Source organism: Flavobacterium sp. KBS0721, assembly GCF_002007065.3.
Lineage (GTDB): Bacteria > Bacteroidota > Bacteroidia > Flavobacteriales > Flavobacteriaceae > Flavobacterium > Flavobacterium piscis.
In genome coordinates this window covers 4,148,830-4,174,479 of sequence record NZ_CP042170.1, presented here as the reverse complement: position 1 = coordinate 4,174,479, position 25,650 = coordinate 4,148,830, and the positions used below count along the sequence as shown (strand labels likewise).

The window sequence follows — 25,650 nt, the reverse complement described above, 5'->3', positions numbered from 1 at the left end:
AAAAGTTAATTTTAAAAAGGAGTAGCTTCAACTCTTGTTTTATACTTATTGCCTTCTATAATCCATACTATTACATATCCTCCGGCGCCATCACTATTTAATGCCTGAATGTATAAAATATTATTTACTTCATCGTAATTCGCTTCTGATAACTCCAGATTGGGCTCAAATAAGTTTTTTAGTGCACTCGCGGGAATTTGTATTTTTTCGTTTTTTATTTGTACTTCAATTGATTTATATTCCCTTTTAGGGATGCCGCCATCAGTTCCAAATATATCCAGATTATCAATTTTAATAATAATATCTGAATTTTGATCAAGGAACTTAAATTTATGATTTGCTTTAATAAATTTGGTTTCGGTAAATTCAATTTTAATATTTTTATCTGCCAGAATTGCTTTTCCGTTGCTATTGGATTTTAAAGGAATCTTTTTAAAATTGCTTATCTCTCTTATCTTATCCTTGTAAATATAGCCATGTAAATCTTTTCCATTTTTTTGATAGTCTACATTTGCCCAATTTCCCTGAGGCTCATAATAATAGACCACAAAACCATTATCAAGTTTATCTGTAATATTGTTGGCTATTTTGGCTGAACTGCGAACATTTACATATCCGTCTTTATCATTCACTATTGCAAATTGAGAGAAACAAAAGTTGCAATTTAATATTAAAAATAAGTAGAAAGCTTTTTTCATTATTATATCTATATTGAATTTATCAGGTAATATTCGTAATGCAAACATATATTTTACTACTTATTCTGATTTCTTTTCCGAATTAAAAAAAGGATCAAGGTAAAAATTAAAGCAACCAGAAAAACATAAAACCTAAGATTGGTGCTTGTTGTTCCGCCTTCATTATCCCAAGGCGAGCCCAGTGTAATTGTAGTTAGAATGGCTTCAACAAAACCAATAAATATTCTGCCAAAAATTCCGCTTATTCCTTCTCCACAATCTTTACAAATAGAGAATCCATAAATAAATCCGGTTACTGGAAACGAAAGCAAAACACTTATAATGGCAGAAGTAAATAAATTTCTTTTATCTGTTATCTTCTTTTCCATGAATTGAATTTTGCTTTAATTTTATTGAAATAAACTTTTTTTGCAGACTGAATTTTCATCAGTAATTTTAATAACGATAATTATTTGCTTTTATCTAATAATTTCGAACTTACAGATTCTTTTAAGATTAATTCAATTTGTTCTTGTACTTCAGGATATTCATTTGTTTTTTTTAGTGCTACTATTATTGGTTTTATTTCATTATTATATAGCTCCCAGGTCAAATTATCACACTTTGAATCTCCGTTTCTTAGATATTGAAATACATTTCTTAATCTATTTTCATTATTCGATTGTAAGGCTTCCTTAATTGCAGCAATTTTGTTCCATCTTTTTTGATTTTTTTTCCACCATTTTTCTGCTTTTTTCGAAAGTACTTTTCTGATTTCTGCTTTTTTCTGAACAGATGTTTTCCTTTTCCAGTCTAACTCGTAAGTTCCTTTTTTGAGATAACTTTTATAATAATTTTCCTTAACCAATTTCATTAGAGTTTCATTATTAACTTCTAAACTTTGATAACCAAAATCCTGAAATGTCAAATCCTCAAGTAACCAACCGGAACGTACAGATATCCAATCGATATCATAAGGAATGTAATATCCACGACCATAGTAAACAGTGGTTCCAGGATAAATTAGATCGAAAGTATTAGTCAATTTTATAAAATCTTCATTCTTTAAAAGATTAATTAATTCAGGAATAATTGATTTTTGATAGTTTTCAAGTTCTTGTTTTGCCGGGTATACTTTTTCGTAAAAAGATTCTTTTTTAAAATTAACAAATAGACTATCAATTTTTACTTCATGCAAATTTTGTGCATTTGAACACAAAAATGAAAATATTAAAAGTAGAATTATTGAAGTTTTGATTTTCATTATTTAATTACAATTACTCCAAAACTACTTCATCAGATTCTTTTTCTCCTCTAAAAAGCGTAATCTGAAGAAACAACGCCAGTATTATCGTCAAAATAGCTCCAATAAAATTCAGCCATAAATATCCTAGTTTTTCCTGACCGCTAGGATGAATGTAAATCATAAAATAATAAATCACAAATATGGTAATTTGGCTGATAACTGCACTAATAAACATGGCTTTAGCTTTTACACGACGCAGATAAAATCCAACTAGAAAGATTCCTAAAACGGTTCCGTAGAAAATAGAACCAATGATATTAACCAACTGAATTAAATTCTCGAACAAAGTTCCTACACAAGCAAAAAGTATGGCAACAACTCCCCAGAATAAAGTGAAAAATTTAGTTGCGTTTAGATAATGTTTCTCAGATTTTACGGTTTTTAAATTTCGTTTATAAATATCAATGGCTGTGGTAGAAGCCAAAGCATTTAATCCCGAAGCCGTTGAAGACATTGCAGCTGAAAGAATTACGGCCAATAACAAACCAATAAGTCCTTTAGGTAAATAATTGAGGATAAAGTGGAAAAACACATAATCTTTATCATTGGTTTCGCTGGCTGGATCTGCTCTTGAAATAATTTCTTTGGCACGATCGCGTAAATCCTTTTCTTTGTTGGATAAAGTCACCAATTCTTTTCTTAAAATCGGATTATCAAAATCCTGATTCAACTGATCGATGTATAATAAATTAATTACTTTTTTGTCTTCAGAAAGTGTGCTTAATTTTTTCTCTAAAGCATGATATTCTTCTTTATAAGCCGATTTTTCAATGACAATTTTATTATTCGGATTAAAATTTAACGGAACTGGATTGAATTGAAAAAAGACAAAAACCATAACTCCTGTGAGCAGAATAAAAAATTGCATTGGTACTTTTAAAAGCCCGTTCATGATCAATCCCATTTGACTTTCGCGAACTGATTTTCCGGATAAATAGCGTCCAACCTGAGACTGATCAGTTCCAAAATAGGCGAGGGCCAGAAAAAAACCACCGGTAATTCCGCTCCAGAAAGTATATTTTTCTTCAGGATTAAAAGAGAAATCAACAATATTCATTTTATCATTGGCACCCGCAATATGCAGTGCGCTTGTAAAAGTCATATCGTTTGGCAGGTAATGTAAAATAAGGAAAAAAGTAATAAACATTCCCGACATAATCACGAACATTTGCTGTTTTTGTGTTACGTTTACCGCTTTTGTTCCGCCTGAAAATGTATAGATAATCACCAGAACACCAATAATGATGTTCATTAAGGTCAAATTCCACCCTAAAAGCGCCGATAAAATAATAGCAGGTGCATAAATTGTCAATCCTGTTCCTAAACCTCTCTGAACCAGGAATAATATAGCAGCAAGTGAACGTGTTTTCAGGTCAAATCTTTTCTCTAAAAATTCATAGGCCGTAAAGACTTTATTTTTATGGTATAACGGAATAAATGTGACGCAAATGACAATCATGGCAATTGGCAATCCAAAATAGAATTGTACAAAACCCATTCCGTCATGATACGCTTGCCCTGGAGTTGATAAAAAGGTTATCGCGCTGGCTTGTGTCGCCATAACGGATAATCCAACGGTATACCAAGGGGTTTCGTTGTTGCCCAGAATAAAATCCTCGACGTTTTTACTTCCTTTGGTTTTCCAGGAACCGTATCCAACAATAAATAAAAGCGTGACAATAAGTACGATCCAATCAAATAGTTGCATAGGTTATGAGTATAATTGCATGATTAAGAAAAAAATCACAATGTAAATAGCATTGGCCACCAAAACATAGGTGTAGCTTTTTTTCCATTTTTTAGTTTTTTTAGCTTCCATATTTTGAATGTTTATTTTTTTATTTCTTTTTTAGGAGCTTCTACTGGCTGTTTTAGCGAAATCATGTTCGATAACAATCTATACGCACCTGCAACACCTTCCGGTAATTCTCGAAAAAAACTTAAACCGGTGTAAATATAGTATCCTTTTCCGTAAGGCGCTACGAGTAATGCGCCATTTTTTGGAGATTCACCTTTGTCATGCGACGATATAATAGGAGTAAAGGCAGGATCATACTGATCAGGATAATATAAACCTTGTTCTTGTGTCCAACCTTCAAAATCTTTTGAACTGATTTTGTTTGGTGTATTCAGAATAGGATGATGGGGTGCCAAAAAGGTAACTTTAGCGTTTTCTTCGGTTACACGATCATTTGAAATTTTTAGCGGATACGGCGCAATCTGATCGGTTACGGTTTTGCCATACGTATTGTATTGTACGATCATGTTTTTACCGCTTTTTACAAAATTAAAAAGGATATTTTGTTTGTTGGCCAAAGCATTCACAGTGTTATAAGCACGTACGCCAGTAATCACGACATTAAACGAATCCAGCTTTTCCGGAGTGATTTCTTCTGGTTTTATAATCGTTACTTTATATCCCATTTGGGCCAGACTTTCCGGAACTTCGTCACCAGCACCCATAATATAGGCAATAGCATCTCCATTTGTTTTCAAATCAATTCGAATGCATTTCGATTCAGCTGGTTTTAAAACCATTTGTTTGGTAATGTGGCTGAAGTCAATAATAGTCTGATCTTTATCAAAACGTTTACCGTCAACAATTGCAATACTTTTTGCAACAGCTTCCTCCGGATTTACCGGAGGTGTAACTTCGAAATAAAAAATCTGTTCGTTTCCTTTTTTATCTAAAGCAAAAGGAATTTCTTTTGGTGAAACATTCCAACTTTTAGGCAATTCTAACTGAAGTTTTCCTTTAATCCCATCTTTTCCTGCACGTACTTTTACAGGAATCATTTTACTTTTTACAGATCCAAAAATTAAAACTCTTTCTAAAACAGAGGTAGTGACTTCCGGAACGACGTCAAGAAAATTATACATTTCGCCTTTTACACCATCGTTGTATTTATACACAACGGTGCGCTCAAACGGAATTTCGACACCATTTATTTTAACATTAAAAACAACTTTTACTTGTCTGATAATATCAGGAATACCAATGTTTTCCTGATTAGAAACTGTATACATGCCTACAGTTGCTTTTTCTTTTAACCAATAAGGTTGCGTGTATTCGATATTGTTTGGAACTTGAATTTGTACAATTATTTTTTGATCGTCATTATTCTTTAATGGAATATTCTGCGCTGTAATTTTATTATCAGGTAATGAAGTTACACTAATAAATTGCATGTCAACAGAAGATCTGTTTATAGCTTCAATATTTAATTTAATGGTACTTCCGGGAGTTGCTTCCTGTTCACTGGCAACGGCTTCAAGATATAAACCTGAACAAGATGCAATAATATTTTTTAGGGCTGCAGATTTTAAAGATTTCCAATGGTCATCTTCTAAAGCTTCGATCATTTTGTAAGCCTTAACTAAATCCGGAATACTGGCAGAAGGATTGCTAAAATCATATTTTGCGATAATAGTAGTAATCAAATCACCAACTGGTTTTCCGTTTTTGACACGATTCCATGAAGTATCAATTCCGTCAAATAAATTGTCACGGTCTTTTGGATTATCACCATTTATCAATTCTAAATATTCGATTTCCTGACCACGTGCGCCAGTGCTTCCAAAACCTTGCGATTGGTGTCGGCTTCGGCTTAAAGCCGCGATTTCCTGATTCGATTTCCCGATTCCACTGTAGTAAACTCCCGTTTGTAATTTGGTGAATTTTGACTTATTAGCCGCATCAAACTTTTCCTGACTACCGTAAAACCACCACGATGGATTAAAAAACTGACGTTTTACCTGCCATGGTTTTACATATTTTAATTGTTCAGGATATATTTTTGGATCATTTGTAAGTTTAAAACTTTCAACGCTTAACATGGCTGACGAAGTATGATGCCCATGTGTAGTACCAGGCGAACGGTGATCAAATCGATTGATAATTACATCCGGTTGAAATTTTCTGATGGTCCAGACTACATCAGCAAGTACTTTATCTTTATCCCAGATTTCTAAAGTTTCATCGGGATTTTTTGAATAACCAAAATCATTCGCCCGCGAGAAAAACTGCTCTCCGCCGTCTATTTTTCGGGCTTCGATTAATTCCTGAGTTCTTATAACGCCAAGTAGTTCCCGCAATTGCGGACCAATTAAGTTTTGGCCTCCATCACCACGTGTCAAGGATAAATAGCCTGTTCGTGCATTCATCTCATTTGACATATAAGAAATTAAACGAGTGTTTTCGTCATCAGGATGGGCAGCCAGATACAAAACGGAACCTAAAAAATTCAGTTTTTTAATTTGATTGTAAATTTCTACAGAACTTGGTTTTTGTGGTTGTTGTGCAAAAGAAATGGAAATCCCTGTTAAAAAAATAAGAAGAATTTGGATCTGAATTTTTCGCATAGCGGTAGTTAAATGTTTTGAAAGAGCTTCAAAAATACTAATTATATCTTTGAACAGTATTTAAATGAAATGTTAATGTTTGGTTATTGATTTTCTTTTTTAAGAAAATTAATTCAAAAAAAAAGCTGCTGGACAAAATCCAACAGCTTTTTAAAAGAATTAATATATAAACCTATATTCTTATTCTAAAATAATGCAGAAACAATTATTTCAATTTACTTTCTGTGTCTTTATAAGTTCCGGTAATGGTTACATTACTATTTTTTGTTACTTTTCCGTAGATGGTAATAGACGAATCGTTTCCTATAAAATTAATTTTAGCTCCGCTATTTAATCTTAAATCACCCCAGATTACAACTGTACCTTCAATTTGCAATACTGCATTACTGTTAATGATTAACTCCGTAGGATTTTGTTGTTGGTATTTACCTTGTGCAAAAGTTCCTCTCATATTAAAGGTTCCCCCGCTGTTTAAAGTCAAGCCATTTTGAACAGTGATTGATCCACAGTGTGTTAATATCGCACCAGAATTTATCATAGCTGAACTAATTGCCGTAGAACCTGAGTATGATTTTATTTCATTCGAATTTAAAATCAAATTCTGACCCTGATTATAGCTGCCGTAGTCTGTACATCCAGCAAAAATAGTATTCGGCTTTTCCATCTTGATGATTTTTAAACCACCTTTTCCGCTTGCAACATAAATAAAATCACCACTTGATTTTACATAGTTTGATGAACCTACAATATTTACTGTTCCTAATAAATTCAATTGAGAACCTGTTTTGTACACATTTAATCCTGCTGCACCATTGGCAACAAATGCATAACCCTCATTTACAGAAACAGCATTGGTTACGTTATCCTCACCAGCAGTTGCAAGTGCAATAGTTTGTAACTTAGAACCGCTGTTGATATCATAAACGCCTAAACCATTGTATCCTTCAGATACTAAAAGTTTGGTGCCATCAAAATCCATTGTTCTTTTTGCTCCGCTAACATCTGTAGCTGTTGTAAAACTTTTTTGTAATGAAAGAGTAGATTCGTTATAAATATTAACTCCCTTAGTACCGCTTAAAGTAACAATTTTGTCTCCACTAATTGCTACAGAACGTAAATCTTCTAACGTTGCTTTTGCTGTTATTGCTTTAGTAGCACTATTTATTTTAAATAAACTTCCCTGATCTCCTGTCGTAGCAAAGTATGAATTCGAATTTGTCGCAACATCAGTAGTTACTTTTCCTTCAAGATCTGTTATAGTGTATTTATCTGTAAGCAGGCCGGAACTCAATTGCATTGTAATCAAAACTGCCGGACTAGTTAATGCAGTATTTTTATCAATATCAGTTGCTGCTCCAATAATTAAATTTCCGTTTGAATAAGTTAGCGACGTAATATCAGTATTGGCAATCAATGCCGATGTGATTAATTTGGGTTTATAAGGATCTGTAACATCAATAACATCAATAGCTCCTGAATAAACTTCACCACTCATGGTGTAGGCTACATAAGCATAGTTTCCGTTTACCGCTACATGATTGGCTTGCAAAGTTCTTCCGTTACTGTCTGTTGGCGGATTTACTTCTGCAATTTGTACTAATGGTAAACTGTTTGTTGATGATTCAGTACTCTTAGAGAATTTTCCGGCTGAAGAACCTGTAATAGAAAGCACACCTGAATTTGTATAATCCAGTCTTTTACTTAAAGAGGTAATATCATTATTGATTTCGATAGTATTATCTTTTGCCTCATTACCACTGTTTGAGTCATCATTGTTTGTACAGAATGTAAAAAGCGATATTACTAAAAGCGAAAATAAATAAACTCTTTTTTTCATGTTATTCTTTAATTTAATTTTTTGCAAATATAAGCCATAAAAATAGTAAAATAGGGCATTTATTAAGAATGTTTTATTTTAACCCTTTGTTTTTTAGTCTTTTATGTTAAAAGTGCAATAATTGATGCTTCAGTAGTTAATTTTTAAAGGAAAAAAGAGAGTATCAATAATTTGATACTCTCTTGTGTTGAAAATTAACTCTTTAGATAATTATCTTCTTCCATGGCCACCATGTCCGTGATCATCATCATGTCTGTCATGTTTATCATGATGTCTGTCGTGTTTATCGTGGTTTCTGTTATCGTGGCGTCTGTAATCTCTGTGATCATTACGACGATCATTATAACCATAAACTTCTCTTGGTCTGTACGGTCTTTGTGGTGCACCGTGATATCCTTTATAGTATTTCACTCTGTGACGATCAAAGTAAGTATAAGGAGTTCTTCCGTGGTAGTCTGTTAAAACTACTTTATATCCTCCGTATAAATCGTAATTTCTATATTGTCTTGGTAAGTAAGTTGTTCTCATCCATCTTCCTCCTCCAAAATAAATAAACTGAGAAGCTCTTACATCATAATATGCTTCAATGTCCGGCAAGTAATAATATTCCATTTCGGCATATCCTGCAGGACCCCAAGCAGGAGGTGATCCTATATTAACATTTATTGATACCTGAGCTTGTGTGGCGCTTGCAACCAAAAGAAATAATCCTGCGATTGCTATTTTTATTGTTTTCATTTTTTTTAGTTTTAATGTTAATGTTATTCCTGTTTAGGGATATTCATATACTGTGCCAAAAATAAAAACAGAATGCACTTCGTCGGATAAAATAAACGTTTTAACGAGTAATATTTGCTTGTTTTTTTTTGTAACGATTTGATTTTTAAAACGTTTTATAAAGTTTATTTTTTTATAAAAAATAGGTAAAAAATTCAATTATCTGTATTCAACAGCCCTTGGTTTAGCAAGCTCAAAGTTCTGCAAGCCATAATCAGTTGTTTCAAATGTATTTGTTTTAAATACATTGTCTCCCTGAAAAGGAATAGAAGGATAATAAGATATTGAAAGCTGAAAAGAACTAAATACTAAATAGTCATTACTGATTAATAATCCTAAAGTAATTTTTTGATAGGCCTTATTTCTACCCATTGCATCATTCGGACTTCCTAATACAGCAATTGAGTAATTAAAGAATGGATTCATACGAAATCCCCAAAGTGCATGAGGAGAATAGGTTTGGGTCTGAAGTGACAAAACCATTTTATTGCTGCCAAATATAGCACTATTAAAACCCGCTAAGCCATTTTGTTCATTGATATTCAATTGATCGCCAATAATATCTTCACGGTTTACACCTATAACAAACTTAGGATTAACAAATTGTCTTATTTTCCAGTTACCAATTTTATACAGCTTTGTAAAGTAGTTGGTTTCCATCAGGAATGCCGTTTGGTAAGTATTCGATTGATGAAAAAATGTTCCTGCTTCAAAATTCATACTTAAAAAACCCAATCTATAGTAATTTCCAAATGAAAATTGCGCTCCAACATAAGGTCGCCAAAAGGTATTCTTATATTGATATCCAAAAGTAAGACCATAAATTCTGCCAATAGGGACATCTTCAACCTGTCCGTTTCTAAAAAGATATGTTTCTTTTATAAACTTACGTCTGTTAAGTCCAATACCGGCTAAGATGAATTTTTCGTCTGAATAAAAATTGGTTGGGTCATAAAGATGAGAAGGGCTTTCCTTATAATTAATATTAAGGAATCGGCCGGAAGCAACCAAGTTAGTGATTCCATTTTCATCTTCAAATACTTTAGAAGCATGTCCCACCCATAAATCCTGAAAATTGTTTTTAAAAGGCTGAAAGGCATACAAGCTGTCTGGCGCTGGCGCCTGCAAGGAATCTCTTCTAAAAATTTGCCCCACATAAGCACCTCCAGCCCATTTGGTAAGGGGAGAATAAAAGAGACGTTCAATATTGATCGTTTTAGTATAATTGTTATCAAGATCCATATTATAATGCAGTACTGCACCAATGTAGGTATTCTTTATATTTGGTACCGTATATGTGACGTCATTACCGTTGCGTCCATCATCAAAGCGATTTGTAAAACGGTATTCGAGCTGTTGTCCAGATCCAAAAAAATCTTTTTCTTTTACCCCGATAGAAACACGATTACTGGATATTGAAAATTTTGGAATGGTGCTCCAGGAATCCAAAACACGAATTGTAACATCTACAGAATCAGACGCTACACCTGCTACTTTGTTTGTTACTCTTACCGCAGAAACATATCTCTGAGATCGTATTAAACGTTCGGATTCCTGTACTTTGTAAGTGTCGTATGGAGTATTTCTTTTGAATAATAATAAATTGTAAATCGCTATTTTCTTGGTTTTAAGATGCAATCTGTTTCCGGTTCTTTCCCCCCAATTTTTAGGCTTTTGAGCAGTATCGGTAAGAGAATGTCCAAAAGGGTCTAAAGTTTCAATAATGATTTTTCTAATAATTTTGCCATTAAAATTAGTGGTGTCATTTTGTACCAGAATTGGTTCTTTCTTTTTTGTTTTAGCCGACCTGAATAATAATTTATGAAGTGTTTGAGTAAACTTATTTTTTTTAGAATAATTTTTAATTTTAGTATAAACCTCTGTACTGTCCTTTTTTACGTTTGTATCTTTCTTTGATTTATCAACCTGACCATAGGCACTTTGCAAAGAAAAGCACAAGAGAATAAAAAATATTATTTTGGTGTTTATTGACATTAGATAATTTAAACTCGCTTAAAAAGTTATTTTTTTGATATGAATATAGTAAATTAATAAGACTTTTATTGTAAAAACGGAATACTTTTTAGTTTTCTACTTTTACTTTTCGAATTCTCCAGGTAAATTTTCTGGGCATGTGATTACCCATTAAGTAGCCCCAGGGTTCTAGAGAATCGATTCTGTCAAATATAATTTTTAAAATAGCCAAAAGAGGAATTGCTAAGAACATACCAGATATTCCTGCGGCTGCACCACCAACAATTATTCCCATGATAGAAACAAAAGCATTGATTTCTACTTTAGAATTAATTATCAAAGGCACTAACAGATTATTGTCTATCAATTGAACAATTACGTTAACGATTAAAATACCCACTATTATTGAAGTTTCTGCAGATCCTGTTAAAGATGCCAAAACAGTGATAATTCCGGCAATTAAAATTCCTATGTACGGAATAAGATTAAGAATTCCGGTAATCAATCCTAATAATATAAAATATTTAATTCCGATGATCCAAAGTCCTAAAGCTGTTAATACAGATACGACTATCATCTCCAAAATCAGACTAACAATGTAGTTATTAATAGAAACTTTAATTTGTGATAAAATATCTTTTAATCTGGCATGATCTTCTTTATCTACCAGTTTTGCCAAAAACAAAATAAAATGATCTTTATATAATAGAAACAAAAAGGTATAAATAGGTATAATGGTACAGTCTACAAGAAGATCTGTTATAGATACTAATGCAGATCCTATAGTCGCTTTTCCGTTTTGCACAGAATCTTTTGCAACGGTATCAATATATTTTTTTTGCTCGCCAATACTTACATGAAAATTGTCTTTTACAAATTTATGAATATCGGTTATAAATGCATTCGCATTCTTTTTTATCGTATCAAAATCATTGGCAATATCACTAACCTGATAAGAGATAAAGATTAAAATACCTACAATAAATGCAGCAAAAATTAAAATACAGCATGCTGCGGCAAGGTGTCTGGGGAATTTTAATCGTGTGTGCAAAAAAGTAAAAATGGGTACTAATAATACAGAAAATAGAAAGGCCATTAAGACTGGAGTAATAATGTCTTTTCCGGCACAAAATATAAAAGCAAATGAGATGAAGCTAACTAATATAAAAGCAAGTTTAGCATAAAACGGTAATTTTATGGTGCGAATCATTGTATTTTGGTGATTTAATAAAAAAACTAGAATTTGGTAAAACAAATATTATATTTTAATTCAAAAATATCGTTTTAGCTTTTCTCTAATAGTTTATAAAATTCCCATTATGATTTTGATGGATAAAATTTGAGGATTTCTTTTGACTTGAATGCGGTAGGGTTTTTGCCACGAATTGCACGAATTGGTCCAATTTTTTTTTAAACTTTCGATAAGCAATCTTGGATAAAATGATTTAAAATTTTTTTGAAAAATCTGCTTTATTTTTCAAAATTAAAATGTGCGAGAAACTTTTTAACCACAAATTCCACAAATTAGCACAAATTTTTTTTCGACAGCTAGTAAAATAAAATGATGTAAAGAATTAGCTTTGTGAACTTTTACAGAACTTTTTATCAAAAAACCTTTGTGAACTTTGCGAAAAAACTTTGCGAGCTCTGCGGTAAATTTTGCCCAACCTTTTAAAGCCTAATATCTAAAATTCTTTAATCAAAAAACTCTTTTTCTTCGTAATGTGTCGGCATGATTGAGATACCTTTTTGAAGCAGTAAATTGTTAGGAAAAATAATTTTCTCCCCTTCTTTTGTCTTTAAATTAACGTGAAAAGCGCTAATATCTTCGATTTCAGCTTCAATAGGGAAATCTTTATCGTGAATTTTGATGGTATCGCCAATTCTGAAAGGAAACGAAAAGAATAAAATCATTCCTGAAGTAATATTACTTAAAATTGACCATTGAGCAAACATTGCAACTCCAATTACGGTCGCAATAGAAGAAACTGTTATAAAAATATCTTTGGTATCCACTCCCCAAATTACGATTAAACTAATGGTTACCAATATATTCATTAAAATATGAATATACTTGATCACCAAGTTAGTTCGATGTTCTAATAGGTGACTTGTACTGGCATAACGGCGAATTAATTTTGCAATAATCATTCTTAATGCGACTAAAGCGAAAAGAAGAATTATGGTGCTAAAAATTTCCTGACTATATTCTTTAAAAGAAAACATAAATATATTTTTTACACTAAAGTACTCAAATATTCGTAAACTTTAGCTGTTGGTAAGCCCATAACATTGGTATAAGAACCTTCGACTTTTGCAACTGCCATAAAACCAAACCATTCCTGAATACCATAAGCACCCGCTTTATCATAAGGTTTATAGTTTTCGATATAATACAAAATCGCTTCGTCTGACAAATCTTTGAAAGTTACTTTCGTTACGTCATTTATTACAGTAGAAGTAAAGCTTGTTCTAAAACATACCGATGTAAAAACTTCATGCGTGTCGTTTGACATTGATTTGATCATTTCAAAAGCTTCCTGAGCATTTTTTGGTTTTCCTAAAGCTTTATTCTGATGCCACACTATTGTATCACTGGTGATCAAAATTTCATTCTCTTTTAATTCGCCATCAAATGCACTTGCTTTTAATGCAGCCAAATAATCCGTGATTTCAACTGCTTTTAATTCAGAAGGATACACTTCTTCAATTTCTTTTAATCTTATTTCGAAATCAAGATCCAAATCCTTAAAAAACTGTTGTCTGCGTGGTGAGCCTGAAGCCAGGATTAAAGTATATTTTTTTAGTTTTTCTTTAAGCATTGTACTTGATATTTAAGGTAATTATTAGAATAGATAAAATTCCGAAGAACAAAATTAGTTTTAAAATAGTACTCAAATGATGAAAATCCTTTTTAGATTTTGCCGAAACTATTTTTATAATAAAATATAGAAGTGGTGCCAGAACAAAAGCAAAAGAATAAAATGTTGCCATAAAAAGATTATTTTGAAAAAAATAAATATTGATATAAAGCAAACATAATATAAAAGCAATTACAGCAAAACCAACAGCAATTTTTGCAGCACGACTAATTCCTATTGCAATAGGTAAGGTATTCATTCCTTGATTGTAATCGCCATTTACATCTTCGATATCTTTAACTATCTCACGTATAAAATTAATCATAAAAGCAAATAAAGCATAATCAGTCAATATCGAAAAAAAGCTTGCCATTTGTGCCTGATTTTCAGCATTAGTTGCCGGAAAAATATCAAAAACGCCAATGATTATAACACTTGCCGAAAGCAATAATGCCACAACAAAATTCCCTAAAATCATGATTTGTTTTAAGGTTGTTGCATAAAAATAAAGTAATGAAGCAATTAAAATAAATAATGAAGCGAAACCAGGTCTTAAAATGATATTCGACAAAATAAAACCAAGAGCAACACCTGTAATATTAAGCGCTACATAAATATTATAGCCCGCAGTTTCTGAAATTCCTTTCCCAATTACAACATCTTCAGGTTTATTAATAGTGTCGGTAGCAACATCATAAATATTATTAATTACATAACCAGCTGCAGCCAATAAAACGGTACTCAAAACCAATAATCCGTATTGCCAGTCGGCCAGAGCTAATGGAATATTCTGTTGTTTTAAAAAAGCATAACGAAATAATACCTGCATAAAAGCAAGCATCAGTAGGTTCTTATATCGAATGAGTTTGAGGAATTTCATTTTTTTTAAGGTTCTGAGTGGCTAAGGTTCTAAGGGACTAAGTTTTTTTTTAAAAGTTGCAAAGGTTCAAAGGGGCAGAGGGGCAAAGGTTTTTTTTAGGTTTTCGTAATTTCCAACCTGAAACCTGAAACCCGAAACATTGTTACTGCGACTGAAACTGAAAACTAATCGTGTTTCCCGTTAAAATATTCCATCCATTTCCCCTGTACTTTCATAACCTGCTCGATAACATCTCGTACAGCACCTTTTCCGCCTTTTACATGTGACACGTAACGGCAAATATTCTTAATTTCAGGGCTTGCATCTTGCGGGCAGGTTGGTAAACCTACTAATTTCATGACATGAAAATCAGGAATATCATCGCCCATATATAATACTTGTTCTGGTTTAATGTTATAGGCTTCAGTGTATTCTTTAAAAGTTTTAACTTTATCTGGTGTTCCTAAATGAATGTCTGTTATGCCAAGATTCTGTAAACGAATACGAACGCCTTCATTGCTTCCGCCGGAAATAATGCAAACGTTAAGTCCACTTTCAACAGCCGCTTTCATGGCAAAACCATCACGAATATTCATCGTACGAAGCATTTCTCCTTCGTTGGTTACAAAAACCGAACTGTCTGTAAGTACGCCATCAACATCAAAAACAAAAGTAGTGATGTCGTTCATTATTTCTTTAAAGTGCTTGTCTATCATCTTGAATAGATTGTGTTATAAGTTTATAGATGTTTTTTTGATTTTCATTGGTCAAATAGTCCAAATGCGCAGCAATTGTATTGTTATCATTGCGTTTTGCCGGTCCTGTTTGAGCGTCGACAGGATCCAGAGTATTTATCTTTTCGGCAGTTTCCTGTATCAAGGGCCTTAAAATTTCGAAAGGAACCTGATGTTCTCCACAAATTTCCTTTCCTATATGATACAGATGATTCGTAAAATTATTTACAAAAACTGCTGCAACATGCAACGCTTTTCTTTGATCTGAATTAATAGCAAAAACGGCATTCGAAATACTTTTAGCAACGGTTTCTAAAACACGAAAATCAAAAGTATTTTCGGCTTCTAAGCAAAGCGGAACGATTGAAAAATCAATCTCTTTGTTTTTAGAGAATGTCTGAAGCGGGTAGAAGACACCTTTCCTGTTTTTTGCATCCAAAACATCAAGAGAAGCAGCGCCTGATGTATGCACAACAATTCGGTTTTGAAAAGGCAATTGTTTCGAAACATCTGCAATAGCCTTGTCTGAAACGGCAATAATGTACAAATCGCTTTCCTGCAATTCTTCAAAATCACTTGTGATTTTATCAAATTCAATTAGAGAACTTAAAGCTTCCTTTTTTCTTGCATATACCTGTACAATTTCTACAAGTTCACTTTTGGCGAAAGCTTTTATTAAATGTTGGGCAACATTCCCTGAACCAATTACTGTTATTCGAATCATAGCGCAAAATTAGCATTATTTTTTTTAAAGAAAATAGCCAAAACAGAGTTTAGCATGAGATTACACCGATTAAAATGATTTTAATGGTGCGTTATTTTGTTAACGATATGCAAACGTTAATCTACTAACAGATATTTTATCAAATTGATATTTTAAAACCAAAGAAAAAGTTTTACTATCACAAAAAAGTTTAACTCTTTTATATTGCGACTAATAGTCACTTTAGTTATAAATGTAACTATTTTAAATTTGTAAAATTAAGAGTACATTTTTGTGAATTTGACTTAAATAGCTATTCTATTTTTGGTTTTTATTAACAAACTTCAAATATTGGAACTCAACATTTTTAAGTACTTTTGTGCCACTTTTATACAATGTAATTCCTCAAAAATGGATAAAAAAATATTTTCTTTTTTGTTTTCTACACGATTAATGTCTGTTCTTTTTTTAACATTTGCTATCGCAATGGGTGTTGGTACTTTTATCGAAAGTAAATACAATACAGACACAGCCCGAATTCTGGTTTATAATACATGGTGGTTTGAAGCGATAATGGTCTTTTTCCTGATCAATTTCTTTGGAAACATCAAACGTTACCAATTGCATAAAAAAGAAAAATGGGCAACGCTTATACTTCATCTTGCTTTTATTTTTATTCTTATAGGAGCTTTTATTACACGATATATCAGTTACGAAGGTATGATGCCAATTCGTGAAGGCGCTGCCGAAAACCAAATCTACTCAGACAAAACATTCTTAACTGTTTTTGCAGACGGAGAATATAAGGGCGAAATGAAACGTAGAGTTTTTGACAGGGCATTACTGTTTTCACCAGTTACCAATAATGATTTTACACTTTCAGGCAAATTCGACGAAACTCCTTTTGAAGTGACTTACGTTAATTATATCATGGGAGCCAAAGAAACGATAAAACCTTCTGCAAACGGAACTTTATACCTTAAGTTGGTTGAAGCGGGAGCTGGCGGACGTGAAGAACATTTCCTGAAAGAAGGAGAAGTTCAAAACATTCACAATGTATTATTTGCATTAAATAAACCTACCGAAGGCGCAATTAACATTAATACAACTGGTGAAAAATATACCATTCAAACGCCTTTTGAAGGAGAGTTTATGCGAATGGCAGATAAATTAAAAGGAGCTGTAACCAAAGATAATATACAGCCTCTTATGATGCGTTCCCTATATAGTATTGGTGATATCCGAATCGTTTTTCCGGATCCTGCTGTAAGAGGAATTGTTGATTATGAATCTAATAACGATTTTAAAGCCAAGACACATCACGATGCCTTAATTGTAAAAGTTAAAGCAGATGGTCAGGAAAAAGAAGTACGTCTTTTAGGATCTAAAGGAAGCGTAGGAGAACCTCAAACGGTAAAAATTGGTAAAATCGAATACAGTTTATTCTACGGAAGTAAAGCTTATATTTTACCATTCAAAATAAAACTAAACGATTTTATCGCAACGAAATATCCCGGAACTGAGAAAAGTTATTCGGCTTTTGAAAGTAAAGTAACCGTTCAGGATTCTACAGAAACATTTGACGCAGACATTTATATGAACCACGTTTTAGACCATAAAGGATATAGATTTTTTCAATCTTCTTTCGATCCGGATGAAAAAGGAACTGTATTATCTGTAAACCATGATTTCTGGGGAACCTCTATTACTTATTTTGGCTATTTTATGTTGTATTTTGGATTGATGGCTATTATGTTTACCAAACATTCTCGTTTTGCTGATCTAAAACGCAAACTAGATAATGTAAAAAAGAAAAAATTAATTACCATTCTGGTTTTAATGTTCAGTTTCGCTGGTTTTGCTCAGGCACCACACGTTCATACGCCAGGTCATGATCACAATCACGATCATCCTGCAGACCCTAACGATCATGCCAATCACGTAACAGCAGCACCAAGTCAAAAACAATTAGATTCATTACTTACAATTTATAAAGCTCCGGAAGCACACGCTGCTAAATTTGGTCGCCTGATTATTCAGGATGCCGGTGGTAGAATGAAACCTATTAATACTTTCTCATCTGAATTGTTGAGAAAAGTAAGTCAGAGCGATACCTACAACGGAATGAATTCTGATCAGGTTTTCTTGTCAATGACTCAGTACGCTCAGGTTTGGATACAGGTTCCGCTTATCTATTTAAATACAAAAGATGATAGTATTCGTAAAATCATTGGCGTAGACAGAAAAGCAAAATTGGCACCTTTTGTAAAATTCTTTGACGAAAACGGAAATTATAAATTATCTCCATATTTAGATGCAGCATACAAAGCAGCGAATCCAAATAGTTTTGAAAAAGATTTTATCGAAACAGATAAAAAAGTAAATTTAATGGAATCTGCTTTAAGCGGAAGTATCCTGAAAATTTTTCCAATCCCAAATGATCCAAACAACAAGTGGATTTCGTATTTAGAAATTCAGAATGCAGGATTAAAAGGAATGGATTCTACTTATGTAAAACAAATTCTGCCTTTATATTTCAGTGCTTTAAATAACGGATCAATTTCTAAGAACTTTGATACCGCCGATCAGTTGGTCGAAAGTATAAATGGTTTTCAAAAGAAATTTGGTAGTAAAGTACGTCCAAGCGAAAAGAAAATAGATCTTGAAATAGCGTATAACGAATACAATATTTTACCAAAAATGTTCTATTGGTATTCGCTTGCCGGAATCTTCATGTTGATTTTTACACTTTTCAGTATCTTTTTTGATAAAAAGTTTTTGCGAATCACCGTAAATGGTTTCCATATATTAATAGGAGTCATATTTGCATTTCATACCGTCGCATTAATTGCCCGTTGGTACATTTCAGGTCACGCGCCTTGGAGTAACGCTTACGAAGCAATTGTATACGTCGCTTGGGCAACTATGTTCTTCGGACTCGCTTTCGACCGAAAATCAAAACTTACCGTTGCATCAGCAGCCTTCGTAACATCGATGATTTTTATGGCTGCAAACGCCAACTGGATAGATCCCGAAATTGCAAACCTGCAACCGGTTCTTAACTCGTATTGGTTAATGATTCACGTAGCGGTAATTGTAGCAAGTTACGGTCCGTTTGCCTTAGGTATGATTCTGGGTTTTGTTGGATTAATTTTAATCTTCTTTACCAACGAAAAAAACAAAGCCAAAATGGATTTAAATATCAAAGAAATAACCTATATCAACGAAATGGCCTTAACAATTGGTCTAATCATGCTATCGATTGGTAACTTCCTTGGAGGACAATGGGCCAATGAAAGCTGGGGGCGTTACTGGGGATGGGATCCAAAAGAGACATGGGCTTTAATTTCGATTATGGTGTACGCTTTTGTAATTCACGCTCGATTTGTTCCTTCCTTAAGAGGACAATGGTTTTTTAATTTAATGAGTATGTTTGCCTTCATTTCAATTTTGTTCACCTATTACGGAGTGAACTTCCACTTAGTAGGTTTACATTCATATGCAAGCGGAGAAGCACATTCATTGAGCTGGATCTGGTATTCATTAGGAACAATTTCCCTTATCGGAATTCTAACATATCCAAAATACCGCAAGTATTATAAAAAGAAAAAATAATAAGAAAGGTATTTTATTAATTCACAAAAAAAGGTTCAACCGTCAAAAGTTGAACCTTTTTTTATGTTATATAAGAAGATATATTTCAAAATTTTCGTCTATTATTCTTAGATAAGTTGAAGAATTAGGAGCTATTTCCTGCTATCCACTTGTATCTTTTCCTGGCTAAAAGAGCCAGAAAAAGGATACCGCTTCTATCAGGGCTAGGGCTTTCGTTTTCATAATACTTCCATGCGAAAACTAGAAAATTTTAAATTAAGCCATGATTTAGCTCAATCACAAATTATTAATATCAGCTTTTAAACATAGCCAACGGTTTCAACCGTTGGTACGCAATATATGATAGGCAATATATGATACGCAAAATATGACAAGCAAATAGATGGCACACAATCAAATCTACATAAAAAAAGATGTATAATATATATTGTAACGATCTTCAACTTTGGTTATAACAAAGAACCAAACTCAAAAAACTTAGCATCTTAGTATCTCAGCACCTTAGCAACTCAGACCCTTAGATCAAAACACTCTCTTCCTAAACCAGAAAGCAACATTTACCAAAGCAATCAAAGCGGGAACTTCAACTAAAGGCCCAATAACACCGGCAAAAGCCTGTCCGCTGTTAATGCCAAAAACACCAATGGCAACAGCAATCGCCAGTTCAAAATTATTGCCTGTAGCAGTAAAAGCAATAGAAGCACTTTTAGAATAATCGGCACCAAAATATTTTCCTGTAAAAAAGCTAATCATAAACATTAATGCAAAATAAACTGTCAAGGGGACCGCGATTCGAACGACATCCATCGGAATCTGAATAATCAATTCGCCTTTAAGACTAAACATAAGAACTATTGTAAACAACAAAGCAATCAAAGTAACAGGAGAAATAAACGGAATGTATCGATTTTTAAACCATTCTTCGCCTTTAAGTTTTATCAAGCCAAAACGACTTATAATCCCCAAACCAAACGGAATTCCTAAATAAATACCAACACTTTCAGCAATGTCAATCATGTTAATATTTACATTAAAACCGGTGTACCCAAAGTAAGGAGGCAAAACGGTTATAAAAATATAAGCATAAACGCTATAAAGTAAAACCTGGAAAATACTGTTTAAAGCAATTAATCCGGCTGCATATTCGCGGTTTCCGTCGGCAAGATCATTCCAAACCACAACCATTGCAATACAACGCGCCAGCCCAATTAAAATTAGCCCAATCATATATTCGGGATAATCTTTTAAAAATAACAATGCTAGGGCAAACATCAAAACAGGCCCGACAATCCAATTTAAAAATAAGGAAGCGCCAAGAACTTTTGTGTTTCTAAAAACTTCTCCTATTTTACTATAATCGACTTTAGCGAGCGGTGGATACATCATCAAAATCAAACCTATAGCCAACGGAATATTAGTACTTCCGTTAGAAAACGAATTGATGAAATTTCCGCTTGACGGAAAAAAATATCCGACAGCAATACCAACAACCATAGCCAGAAATATCCAAAGCGTTAAAAACCGATCCAGAAAACTTAGCTTTTTTCTTCCCGAAACGGGATGACAATGATCTACAGACATTATATTTTTTTTATTTGAGAGAAAACATAAAACATTTCAGTTGCAATTTGCAAACTTCTTTCATTGTATTTCTCTGTTTGCTGATCCGTATTATCAAAAGCTTTTGGATCATCATATGTTATCGCAATTCTTTTCTCGGCTCCTGAAATAAAAGGACAACCGCCATCTGCCTGCGAGCAAGTCATAATGGCTGCAAATTCATTTTCAGGATTAAAATCATCATCATAAGTTTTAGAAAAACCTATAATAGGAGCTTGATTTCCTGAGAATTTTATAGCATAAACAGAGTTATTACTTTCTGATAATTTTGTAATTATAAAACCTGATTGCGCTAATGTTTCGGCAATTTTAGGATATAAAGCTGTTGCCTCAGTTCCTCCGGAATAACAAAAAACATTTTGAATTCCGTAAAAATAGGCAGCCGTTTGCGACCAAACCTGAGCCAAGTGACTTCGTCTGGAATTATGCGTGCAAATTAAATTTAACCTGATTTCCTCATGATGATCAGACTTTAGCTGAACAAAATTAATAAGAAGCTGGAGGGTTTCTCTACGATCTTTTGAAATTGAAGCAAAATCAAAAGACGAAACCAAAGTTTGGATTCCCGGCAATAAAGCATTGTGATTCGACATTTTTTCAAGCTTTTAAGTTTAACAACAATTTCCGCCCGGTGTACAAGAATTAGCATCGTCATTGCCTAGATGAGTCAGTTTTAATTTTGGTTTTTCTGATGGAATACCGCATTGATCCTGGGCCAAACAAGCAGTAGTTTTATTTAATAATAAAAAATCTTTTCCATTAAAATCTAAGTCGTATTTGCCAATAGTCGTATTTTGATATTCCACCTCGATTTCGAAATCTTCAATTCCCAAAATTTTTTCCGAAAGTTCTATGATATGAATCAATTTTTGAGGTTTTAAACGATGCTCATAATCATTGGCATTCCAAAGCTGAAAGTTTACGACAGTTTCTTTACGAACAACTCCACCGCAATCAATAAAGTTTTTAGTGATTAAACCTACTTCGGTCACGTGAAAATATTCGGGAACAAATTTTCCGTCAGGAAGTTGAAAATTTACAGCTTCAACAGTAGTAAGTATTTTTTTAATTTCTGAAAGTTTCATAATAATTTGATTTAATAGTTAACAACATTCATTTTTTCTTTTTTCTAAATGAAGTTCAATTTGAGTGAAAAAAACTTTTATTTTCTCGAAACCAACTTCGTTAATACAATAACAAATTGCATTTCCTTCAATGTTTCCTTTTATTAATCCAGCGTTTTTAAGTTCTTTTAAATGCTGGGAAACTGTAGGTTGCGAAAGTGGAAGTTCGTTTACAATATCGCCGCAAATACATGTATTTACTTTTAGTAAATATTCGATTATAGCAATTCGTGCAGGATGACCTAAAGCTTTGGTTAAAATTGCCAACTCATTTTGGCTTTCTGTAAAATGATCTGATTTTGTAGCTCCCATCGTTTTATTTTTATATTGCAATATTACGATATAGATCTGAAATAAAAAAAGAAAATAGTTTATTATTTTCTTTTTTAGGGATTTATAATGAAAGTCTTCCCGTCATCACAAGCACAATAGTCATTACTATTAAAAAGCAAATTAAAAAAATGATATGACTTACTATAGACAACAAGAATGCTTTTGTTTTTGAAATTGTATTAAAGAATTGGATATTGGTCCAAAAAATTAATATGACACCTATTATATACATTAAATTCAAAATCTGTTGCATATGAGGTGTTCCATTAAAATAAAGCAATAATGGAAATACTAAAATTTGAGCAAAAAGCCTTTGTGATGCTTTGAATGTATTGAGAACAAAAAGTTCAAAAAAATTATAGCCTTGTTTTCTAAAAGCAATATAAGTTCCAATAGTATAAAAAGGTATAGTTGCAATTGTTGTCCAGGCAAAATGAGTTGCATTCCATTCATTAAAATCATTTAGATTTAAATCAGCCTCATTGGCCTTAAATAAATTCAGGTGATAATAATGGTATAAAAATCCGTAAAATGCAGCCAGAACAGTCACCAAAGACAAAGGTTTGAAATGTTTGATGCGTTTCCCTTCAATAAATTCCCGAATAGAATGTCCAGGCCTTGTAAATAATTGTTTTATAGAATAAGGAATTCCTGCATCAAAATGTAATAAGCTGTGCTGGATATCATGCCATAAATAATGTGCGTTTATTTTATGAGTTTCAGCTGGCTGTCCGCAATTGTTGCAGTAATTTCCCGTGTAATGTTGCTGGCAGTTTTTACAGATAATCTCCATGGCGTGATATATTAATTCGTTCTTTTTGCAAGTCCCTGAGGATACATAATAGCCAGTAAAACTATAATAAGTAAAAAATTATATTCCATGCCATTTCTGCCGCCACCAACTACAAACCAGCCTTCCTGAAAATGCACCAGAATAATGCCCATTATCAGAATAAAAATGGTAACAAACCCTGCCAACTTAAGATACTTATTAAGAATCAAAAGAACAGCCGCGATAATATGTGATAATTTTATCGACCACGCTATAAAAACACCAAAAGGAGCAAAACCAATTTGATTTAAATATAAATTGCCAAAATCATTAATTCCGTTATCAAATATTCCAAAAACAGAATGGGTGAGGAGGATGATCGCAACTGCAATTCGCAAAAGGAAAGTTCCGTTCATGGTTTTAGCGGTTTGATTAGTAGTGAGTTATTCGAAATAAAAATAATAAAAAACGCACATCAAAATAAATTAATATGCGTTCTGAGTTTTATGCTAAGTTTATTTTTAAACTTTTCCTAAAGTATACAATTGTGTCATTGTAGGCGTTAAGCTTCCGCCTGCGGGCTCAAGTGTAATTCCAAATGCTTCTGCAGAATCTGTTTGGCTTACAGCAAAGATTTTTTGCGAGTTTCCTTCAAAATTATCCAGTAAACCAATACTTGTTGGCGTAAGTACCGGGCTTAATTTTAAGGACCAAACCTGATACACCATTCCTTTTGGAGGTGTTGGTAAACCTGCAGCATCAATATAAGTTGTTTTTGTTTGCTTGTTCCAATACACTTTTGCAAATGAATTAGGCGAAACTGCCTGACCTCCAAGTGTTACCCCAGTATTTTTAATGTCCCTGACAATAGTTAAGTTTTTCTCTGTCTCTTTATTTTGCTGATCTAAGAAAGCGTATTCTCTTTGTATTTTATCTTTCTCAGTTCCAACAGTAGAAATTGCTTCTTTTGTTTTGGTAAGTTCCAGCGTTTGATATCCAAGTCCCAGTAATAGTAATACCGCTGCAGCCCATCCCACATATTGAGACCAGGTCGATGCCGGTTTCATGTCGACTACTTTGCCATGTTTCAGCTCTAAACGAGCCTTTATTTTTTCGAAATTAGCTACCGAATGAAAAGGGGAGAAGCTGGATGACAAAGCCACAATAGCTTTTTCTATTGCAATAATTTCCTGTTCCATTTCGGGATTCTTCTTAGCCATTTCGGCTATTTCCAGATTTTCAGTTTCAGTCAATAAACCGTAAACGTACAATTCGAGAATTCCTGAGTCTATATATTCTTGTGCTTCCATTATATTTTTAAATAATTACGTAGGTCGTTAATACAGTTTCTGTTTTGCGTTTTGATAGTTCCCAGTGGCAATGCCAATTCTTCTGAAGCTTCTTGTTGGGTATATCCTTTAAAAAACAATAAATCTATAATCTCAATACATTTTGGCTTTAGTTTCTTTACAAATTCCTGAATTCCAATTGTATCAATTCTATTAGTAAGTTTATTACTGTCGTCTAACAGATTTACGAAATTATCTGAGGAAAGGTTTTTTTGGCTGTTATTAAAATTTTTAGATCTTAGTTTGTCAATCGATGTATTCCTTGCAATATTAAGGATCCAGGTATAAAATCGCCCTTTACTCTCATTATAAGTATCGATATTTTTCCAAATTTTGACAAAAACTTCCTGCAAAACATCTTCTGCTTCTTCACGATTTTTTATCAGAACATTGATAACCGAAAAAAGACTTTTCGAATACATATCGTACAAATGGGTAAAAGCTCTTTCGTCTTTTTTGTAAATTAAAACTAGCAATTCATCTTGACTCATAGATTTAGGTTTTTAAGCTTAAACAAAATTTTAGTATACATTTTTATAGATTGAGATAAAGATAATTTATTTTTTTGTGAAATTTTATTTTTTTTTAATAGTCCGAAACCTAGAAAAATAAGGGGTTTGAAAAAAATATTATTTTTTTTTCATTTTTTTAAAACCAAAAGCAAACCTATTACGTAAATGCTATTATAACATCAAACAATAATCCTGAAAAATAGCAGAAGAAAGAAAAGAGCTTCAAAATTAGAAT

The 25,650-nt window shown here is 32.8% G+C and carries 23 protein-coding genes; 1 reads left to right on the top strand and 22 read right to left on the bottom strand.

The genetic code is table 11. The features are described from left to right. Window positions 1-11: 11 nt before the first annotated feature. From B0M43_RS17980 to B0M43_RS17915, 14 genes are all read right to left on the bottom strand, one after another. The gene (locus B0M43_RS17980) at window positions 12-632 is read right to left on the bottom strand and encodes a hypothetical protein (protein ID WP_078007034.1); all 621 of its coding nucleotides are present in this window, start codon (window positions 630-632) and stop codon (window positions 12-14) included. A 122-nt stretch (window positions 633-754) separates the two neighbouring features. Next, window positions 755-1,066, bottom strand: a complete 312-nt coding sequence (locus B0M43_RS17975) for a hypothetical protein (protein ID WP_078007035.1) — start codon at window positions 1,064-1,066, stop codon at window positions 755-757. Between the two features lie 80 nt (window positions 1,067-1,146). Beyond that, window positions 1,147-1,941: a hypothetical protein gene (locus B0M43_RS17970; RefSeq protein ID WP_078007036.1), complete on the bottom strand. Its 795-nt coding sequence runs from the start codon at window positions 1,939-1,941 to the stop codon at window positions 1,147-1,149. Window positions 1,942-1,954: 13 nt separating this feature from the next. Next, window positions 1,955-3,691: a sodium:solute symporter gene (locus tag B0M43_RS17965; RefSeq protein ID WP_078007037.1), complete on the bottom strand. Its 1,737-nt coding sequence runs from the start codon at window positions 3,689-3,691 to the stop codon at window positions 1,955-1,957. A 122-nt stretch (window positions 3,692-3,813) separates the two neighbouring features. After that, entirely contained in the window at window positions 3,814-6,345 is a 2,532-nt protein-coding gene (locus B0M43_RS17960) for a PIG-L family deacetylase (RefSeq protein ID WP_078007038.1), read from the bottom strand. A gap of 205 nt (window positions 6,346-6,550) precedes the next feature. Beyond that, window positions 6,551-8,182, bottom strand: a complete 1,632-nt coding sequence (locus tag B0M43_RS17955; protein WP_078007039.1) for a hypothetical protein — start codon at window positions 8,180-8,182, stop codon at window positions 6,551-6,553. Between the two features lie 210 nt (window positions 8,183-8,392). Beyond that, on the bottom strand, window positions 8,393-8,920 hold the full coding sequence (locus B0M43_RS17950) for a hypothetical protein (RefSeq protein WP_065449491.1): 528 nt from the start codon (window positions 8,918-8,920) through the stop codon (window positions 8,393-8,395). Between the two features lie 198 nt (window positions 8,921-9,118). Then, the gene (locus B0M43_RS17945; protein WP_078007040.1) at window positions 9,119-10,954 is read right to left on the bottom strand and encodes a hypothetical protein; all 1,836 of its coding nucleotides are present in this window, start codon (window positions 10,952-10,954) and stop codon (window positions 9,119-9,121) included. Window positions 10,955-11,042: 88 nt separating this feature from the next. Continuing rightward, window positions 11,043-12,143, bottom strand: a complete 1,101-nt coding sequence (locus B0M43_RS17940; protein ID WP_065449493.1) for an AI-2E family transporter — start codon at window positions 12,141-12,143, stop codon at window positions 11,043-11,045. A gap of 485 nt (window positions 12,144-12,628) precedes the next feature. After that, entirely contained in the window at window positions 12,629-13,159 is a 531-nt protein-coding gene (locus B0M43_RS17935) for a mechanosensitive ion channel domain-containing protein (RefSeq protein WP_065450240.1), read from the bottom strand. Window positions 13,160-13,170: 11 nt separating this feature from the next. Continuing rightward, entirely contained in the window at window positions 13,171-13,755 is a 585-nt protein-coding gene (locus B0M43_RS17930) for a Maf-like protein (RefSeq protein ID WP_078007041.1), read from the bottom strand. Continuing rightward, on the bottom strand, window positions 13,748-14,674 hold the full coding sequence (locus B0M43_RS17925) for a geranylgeranylglycerol-phosphate geranylgeranyltransferase (RefSeq protein ID WP_078007042.1): 927 nt from the start codon (window positions 14,672-14,674) through the stop codon (window positions 13,748-13,750). The genes B0M43_RS17930 and B0M43_RS17925 overlap by 8 nt, the downstream gene beginning before the upstream one ends. Before the next feature lie 164 nt (window positions 14,675-14,838). Further along, on the bottom strand, window positions 14,839-15,366 hold the full coding sequence (locus B0M43_RS17920; protein WP_065450313.1) for an HAD family hydrolase: 528 nt from the start codon (window positions 15,364-15,366) through the stop codon (window positions 14,839-14,841). Beyond that, on the bottom strand, window positions 15,350-16,111 hold the full coding sequence (locus B0M43_RS17915; protein WP_078007043.1) for a Rossmann-like and DUF2520 domain-containing protein: 762 nt from the start codon (window positions 16,109-16,111) through the stop codon (window positions 15,350-15,352). Before B0M43_RS17915 ends, B0M43_RS17920 begins: the two co-directional genes overlap by 17 nt. A gap of 390 nt (window positions 16,112-16,501) precedes the next feature. Here B0M43_RS17915 and ccsA point away from each other — a divergent pair, with 390 nt between their 5' ends. Further along, a complete protein-coding gene (gene ccsA, locus B0M43_RS17910; RefSeq protein WP_078007044.1) occupies window positions 16,502-19,705 on the top strand; it encodes a cytochrome c biogenesis protein CcsA in 3,204 nt (1,067 codons plus the stop codon). A 522-nt stretch (window positions 19,706-20,227) separates the two neighbouring features. Here ccsA and arsB read toward each other — a convergent pair. The 8 genes from arsB to B0M43_RS17870 form a co-directional block, all read right to left on the bottom strand. After that, window positions 20,228-21,286, bottom strand: coding sequence for an ACR3 family arsenite efflux transporter (gene arsB / locus B0M43_RS17905; RefSeq protein WP_078007045.1), 1,059 nt, complete (start codon window positions 21,284-21,286; stop codon window positions 20,228-20,230). Continuing rightward, complete coding sequence (locus tag B0M43_RS17900) at window positions 21,286-21,918, bottom strand: protein-tyrosine-phosphatase (RefSeq protein ID WP_078007046.1); 633 nt, start codon at window positions 21,916-21,918, stop codon at window positions 21,286-21,288. Before B0M43_RS17900 ends, arsB begins: the two co-directional genes overlap by 1 nt. A gap of 18 nt (window positions 21,919-21,936) precedes the next feature. Then, window positions 21,937-22,410, bottom strand: a complete 474-nt coding sequence (locus tag B0M43_RS17895) for a DUF6428 family protein (RefSeq protein ID WP_078007047.1) — start codon at window positions 22,408-22,410, stop codon at window positions 21,937-21,939. An 18-nt stretch (window positions 22,411-22,428) separates the two neighbouring features. Then, on the bottom strand, window positions 22,429-22,761 hold the full coding sequence (locus B0M43_RS17890) for a helix-turn-helix transcriptional regulator (protein ID WP_065450233.1): 333 nt from the start codon (window positions 22,759-22,761) through the stop codon (window positions 22,429-22,431). Window positions 22,762-22,843: 82 nt separating this feature from the next. Further along, window positions 22,844-23,575, bottom strand: coding sequence for a DUF3667 domain-containing protein (locus tag B0M43_RS17885; protein WP_078007048.1), 732 nt, complete (start codon window positions 23,573-23,575; stop codon window positions 22,844-22,846). 11 nt (window positions 23,576-23,586) lie between these two features. Then, window positions 23,587-23,970: a DoxX family protein gene (locus B0M43_RS17880; protein WP_078007049.1), complete on the bottom strand. Its 384-nt coding sequence runs from the start codon at window positions 23,968-23,970 to the stop codon at window positions 23,587-23,589. A gap of 105 nt (window positions 23,971-24,075) precedes the next feature. Then, window positions 24,076-24,864, bottom strand: coding sequence for an anti-sigma factor domain-containing protein (locus B0M43_RS17875; RefSeq protein WP_078007050.1), 789 nt, complete (start codon window positions 24,862-24,864; stop codon window positions 24,076-24,078). Then, on the bottom strand, window positions 24,864-25,394 hold the full coding sequence (locus B0M43_RS17870) for an RNA polymerase sigma factor (RefSeq protein WP_078007051.1): 531 nt from the start codon (window positions 25,392-25,394) through the stop codon (window positions 24,864-24,866). The genes B0M43_RS17875 and B0M43_RS17870 overlap by 1 nt, the downstream gene beginning before the upstream one ends. Window positions 25,395-25,650 lie beyond the last annotated feature (256 nt).

Excerpts from the sequence above, each read along its gene's own strand:
- B0M43_RS17975 (WP_078007035.1), bottom strand. The coding sequence starts at position 1,066 with ATGGAAAAGAAGATAACAGATAAAAGAAATTTATTTACTTCTGCCATT.
- B0M43_RS17970 (WP_078007036.1), bottom strand. The coding sequence starts at position 1,941 with ATGAAAATCAAAACTTCAATAATTCTACTTTTAATATTTTCATTTTTG.
- B0M43_RS17965 (WP_078007037.1), bottom strand. The coding sequence starts at position 3,691 with ATGCAACTATTTGATTGGATCGTACTTATTGTCACGCTTTTATTTATT.
- B0M43_RS17960 (WP_078007038.1), bottom strand. The coding sequence starts at position 6,345 with ATGCGAAAAATTCAGATCCAAATTCTTCTTATTTTTTTAACAGGGATT.
- B0M43_RS17955 (WP_078007039.1), bottom strand. The coding sequence starts at position 8,182 with ATGAAAAAAAGAGTTTATTTATTTTCGCTTTTAGTAATATCGCTTTTT.
- B0M43_RS17950 (WP_065449491.1), bottom strand. The coding sequence starts at position 8,920 with ATGAAAACAATAAAAATAGCAATCGCAGGATTATTTCTTTTGGTTGCA.
- B0M43_RS17945 (WP_078007040.1), bottom strand. The coding sequence starts at position 10,954 with ATGTCAATAAACACCAAAATAATATTTTTTATTCTCTTGTGCTTTTCT.
- B0M43_RS17940 (WP_065449493.1), bottom strand. The coding sequence starts at position 12,143 with ATGATTCGCACCATAAAATTACCGTTTTATGCTAAACTTGCTTTTATA.
- B0M43_RS17935 (WP_065450240.1), bottom strand. The coding sequence starts at position 13,159 with ATGTTTTCTTTTAAAGAATATAGTCAGGAAATTTTTAGCACCATAATT.
- B0M43_RS17930 (WP_078007041.1), bottom strand. The coding sequence starts at position 13,755 with ATGCTTAAAGAAAAACTAAAAAAATATACTTTAATCCTGGCTTCAGGC.
- B0M43_RS17925 (WP_078007042.1), bottom strand. The coding sequence starts at position 14,674 with ATGAAATTCCTCAAACTCATTCGATATAAGAACCTACTGATGCTTGCT.
- B0M43_RS17915 (WP_078007043.1), bottom strand. The coding sequence starts at position 16,111 with ATGATTCGAATAACAGTAATTGGTTCAGGGAATGTTGCCCAACATTTA.
- ccsA (WP_078007044.1), top strand. The coding sequence starts at position 16,502 with ATGGATAAAAAAATATTTTCTTTTTTGTTTTCTACACGATTAATGTCT.
- arsB (WP_078007045.1), bottom strand. The coding sequence starts at position 21,286 with ATGTCTGTAGATCATTGTCATCCCGTTTCGGGAAGAAAAAAGCTAAGT.
- B0M43_RS17900 (WP_078007046.1), bottom strand. The coding sequence starts at position 21,918 with ATGTCGAATCACAATGCTTTATTGCCGGGAATCCAAACTTTGGTTTCG.
- B0M43_RS17895 (WP_078007047.1), bottom strand. The coding sequence starts at position 22,410 with ATGAAACTTTCAGAAATTAAAAAAATACTTACTACTGTTGAAGCTGTA.
- B0M43_RS17890 (WP_065450233.1), bottom strand. The coding sequence starts at position 22,761 with ATGGGAGCTACAAAATCAGATCATTTTACAGAAAGCCAAAATGAGTTG.
- B0M43_RS17885 (WP_078007048.1), bottom strand. The coding sequence starts at position 23,575 with ATGGAGATTATCTGTAAAAACTGCCAGCAACATTACACGGGAAATTAC.
- B0M43_RS17880 (WP_078007049.1), bottom strand. The coding sequence starts at position 23,970 with ATGAACGGAACTTTCCTTTTGCGAATTGCAGTTGCGATCATCCTCCTC.
- B0M43_RS17875 (WP_078007050.1), bottom strand. The coding sequence starts at position 24,864 with ATGGAAGCACAAGAATATATAGACTCAGGAATTCTCGAATTGTACGTT.
- B0M43_RS17870 (WP_078007051.1), bottom strand. The coding sequence starts at position 25,394 with ATGAGTCAAGATGAATTGCTAGTTTTAATTTACAAAAAAGACGAAAGA.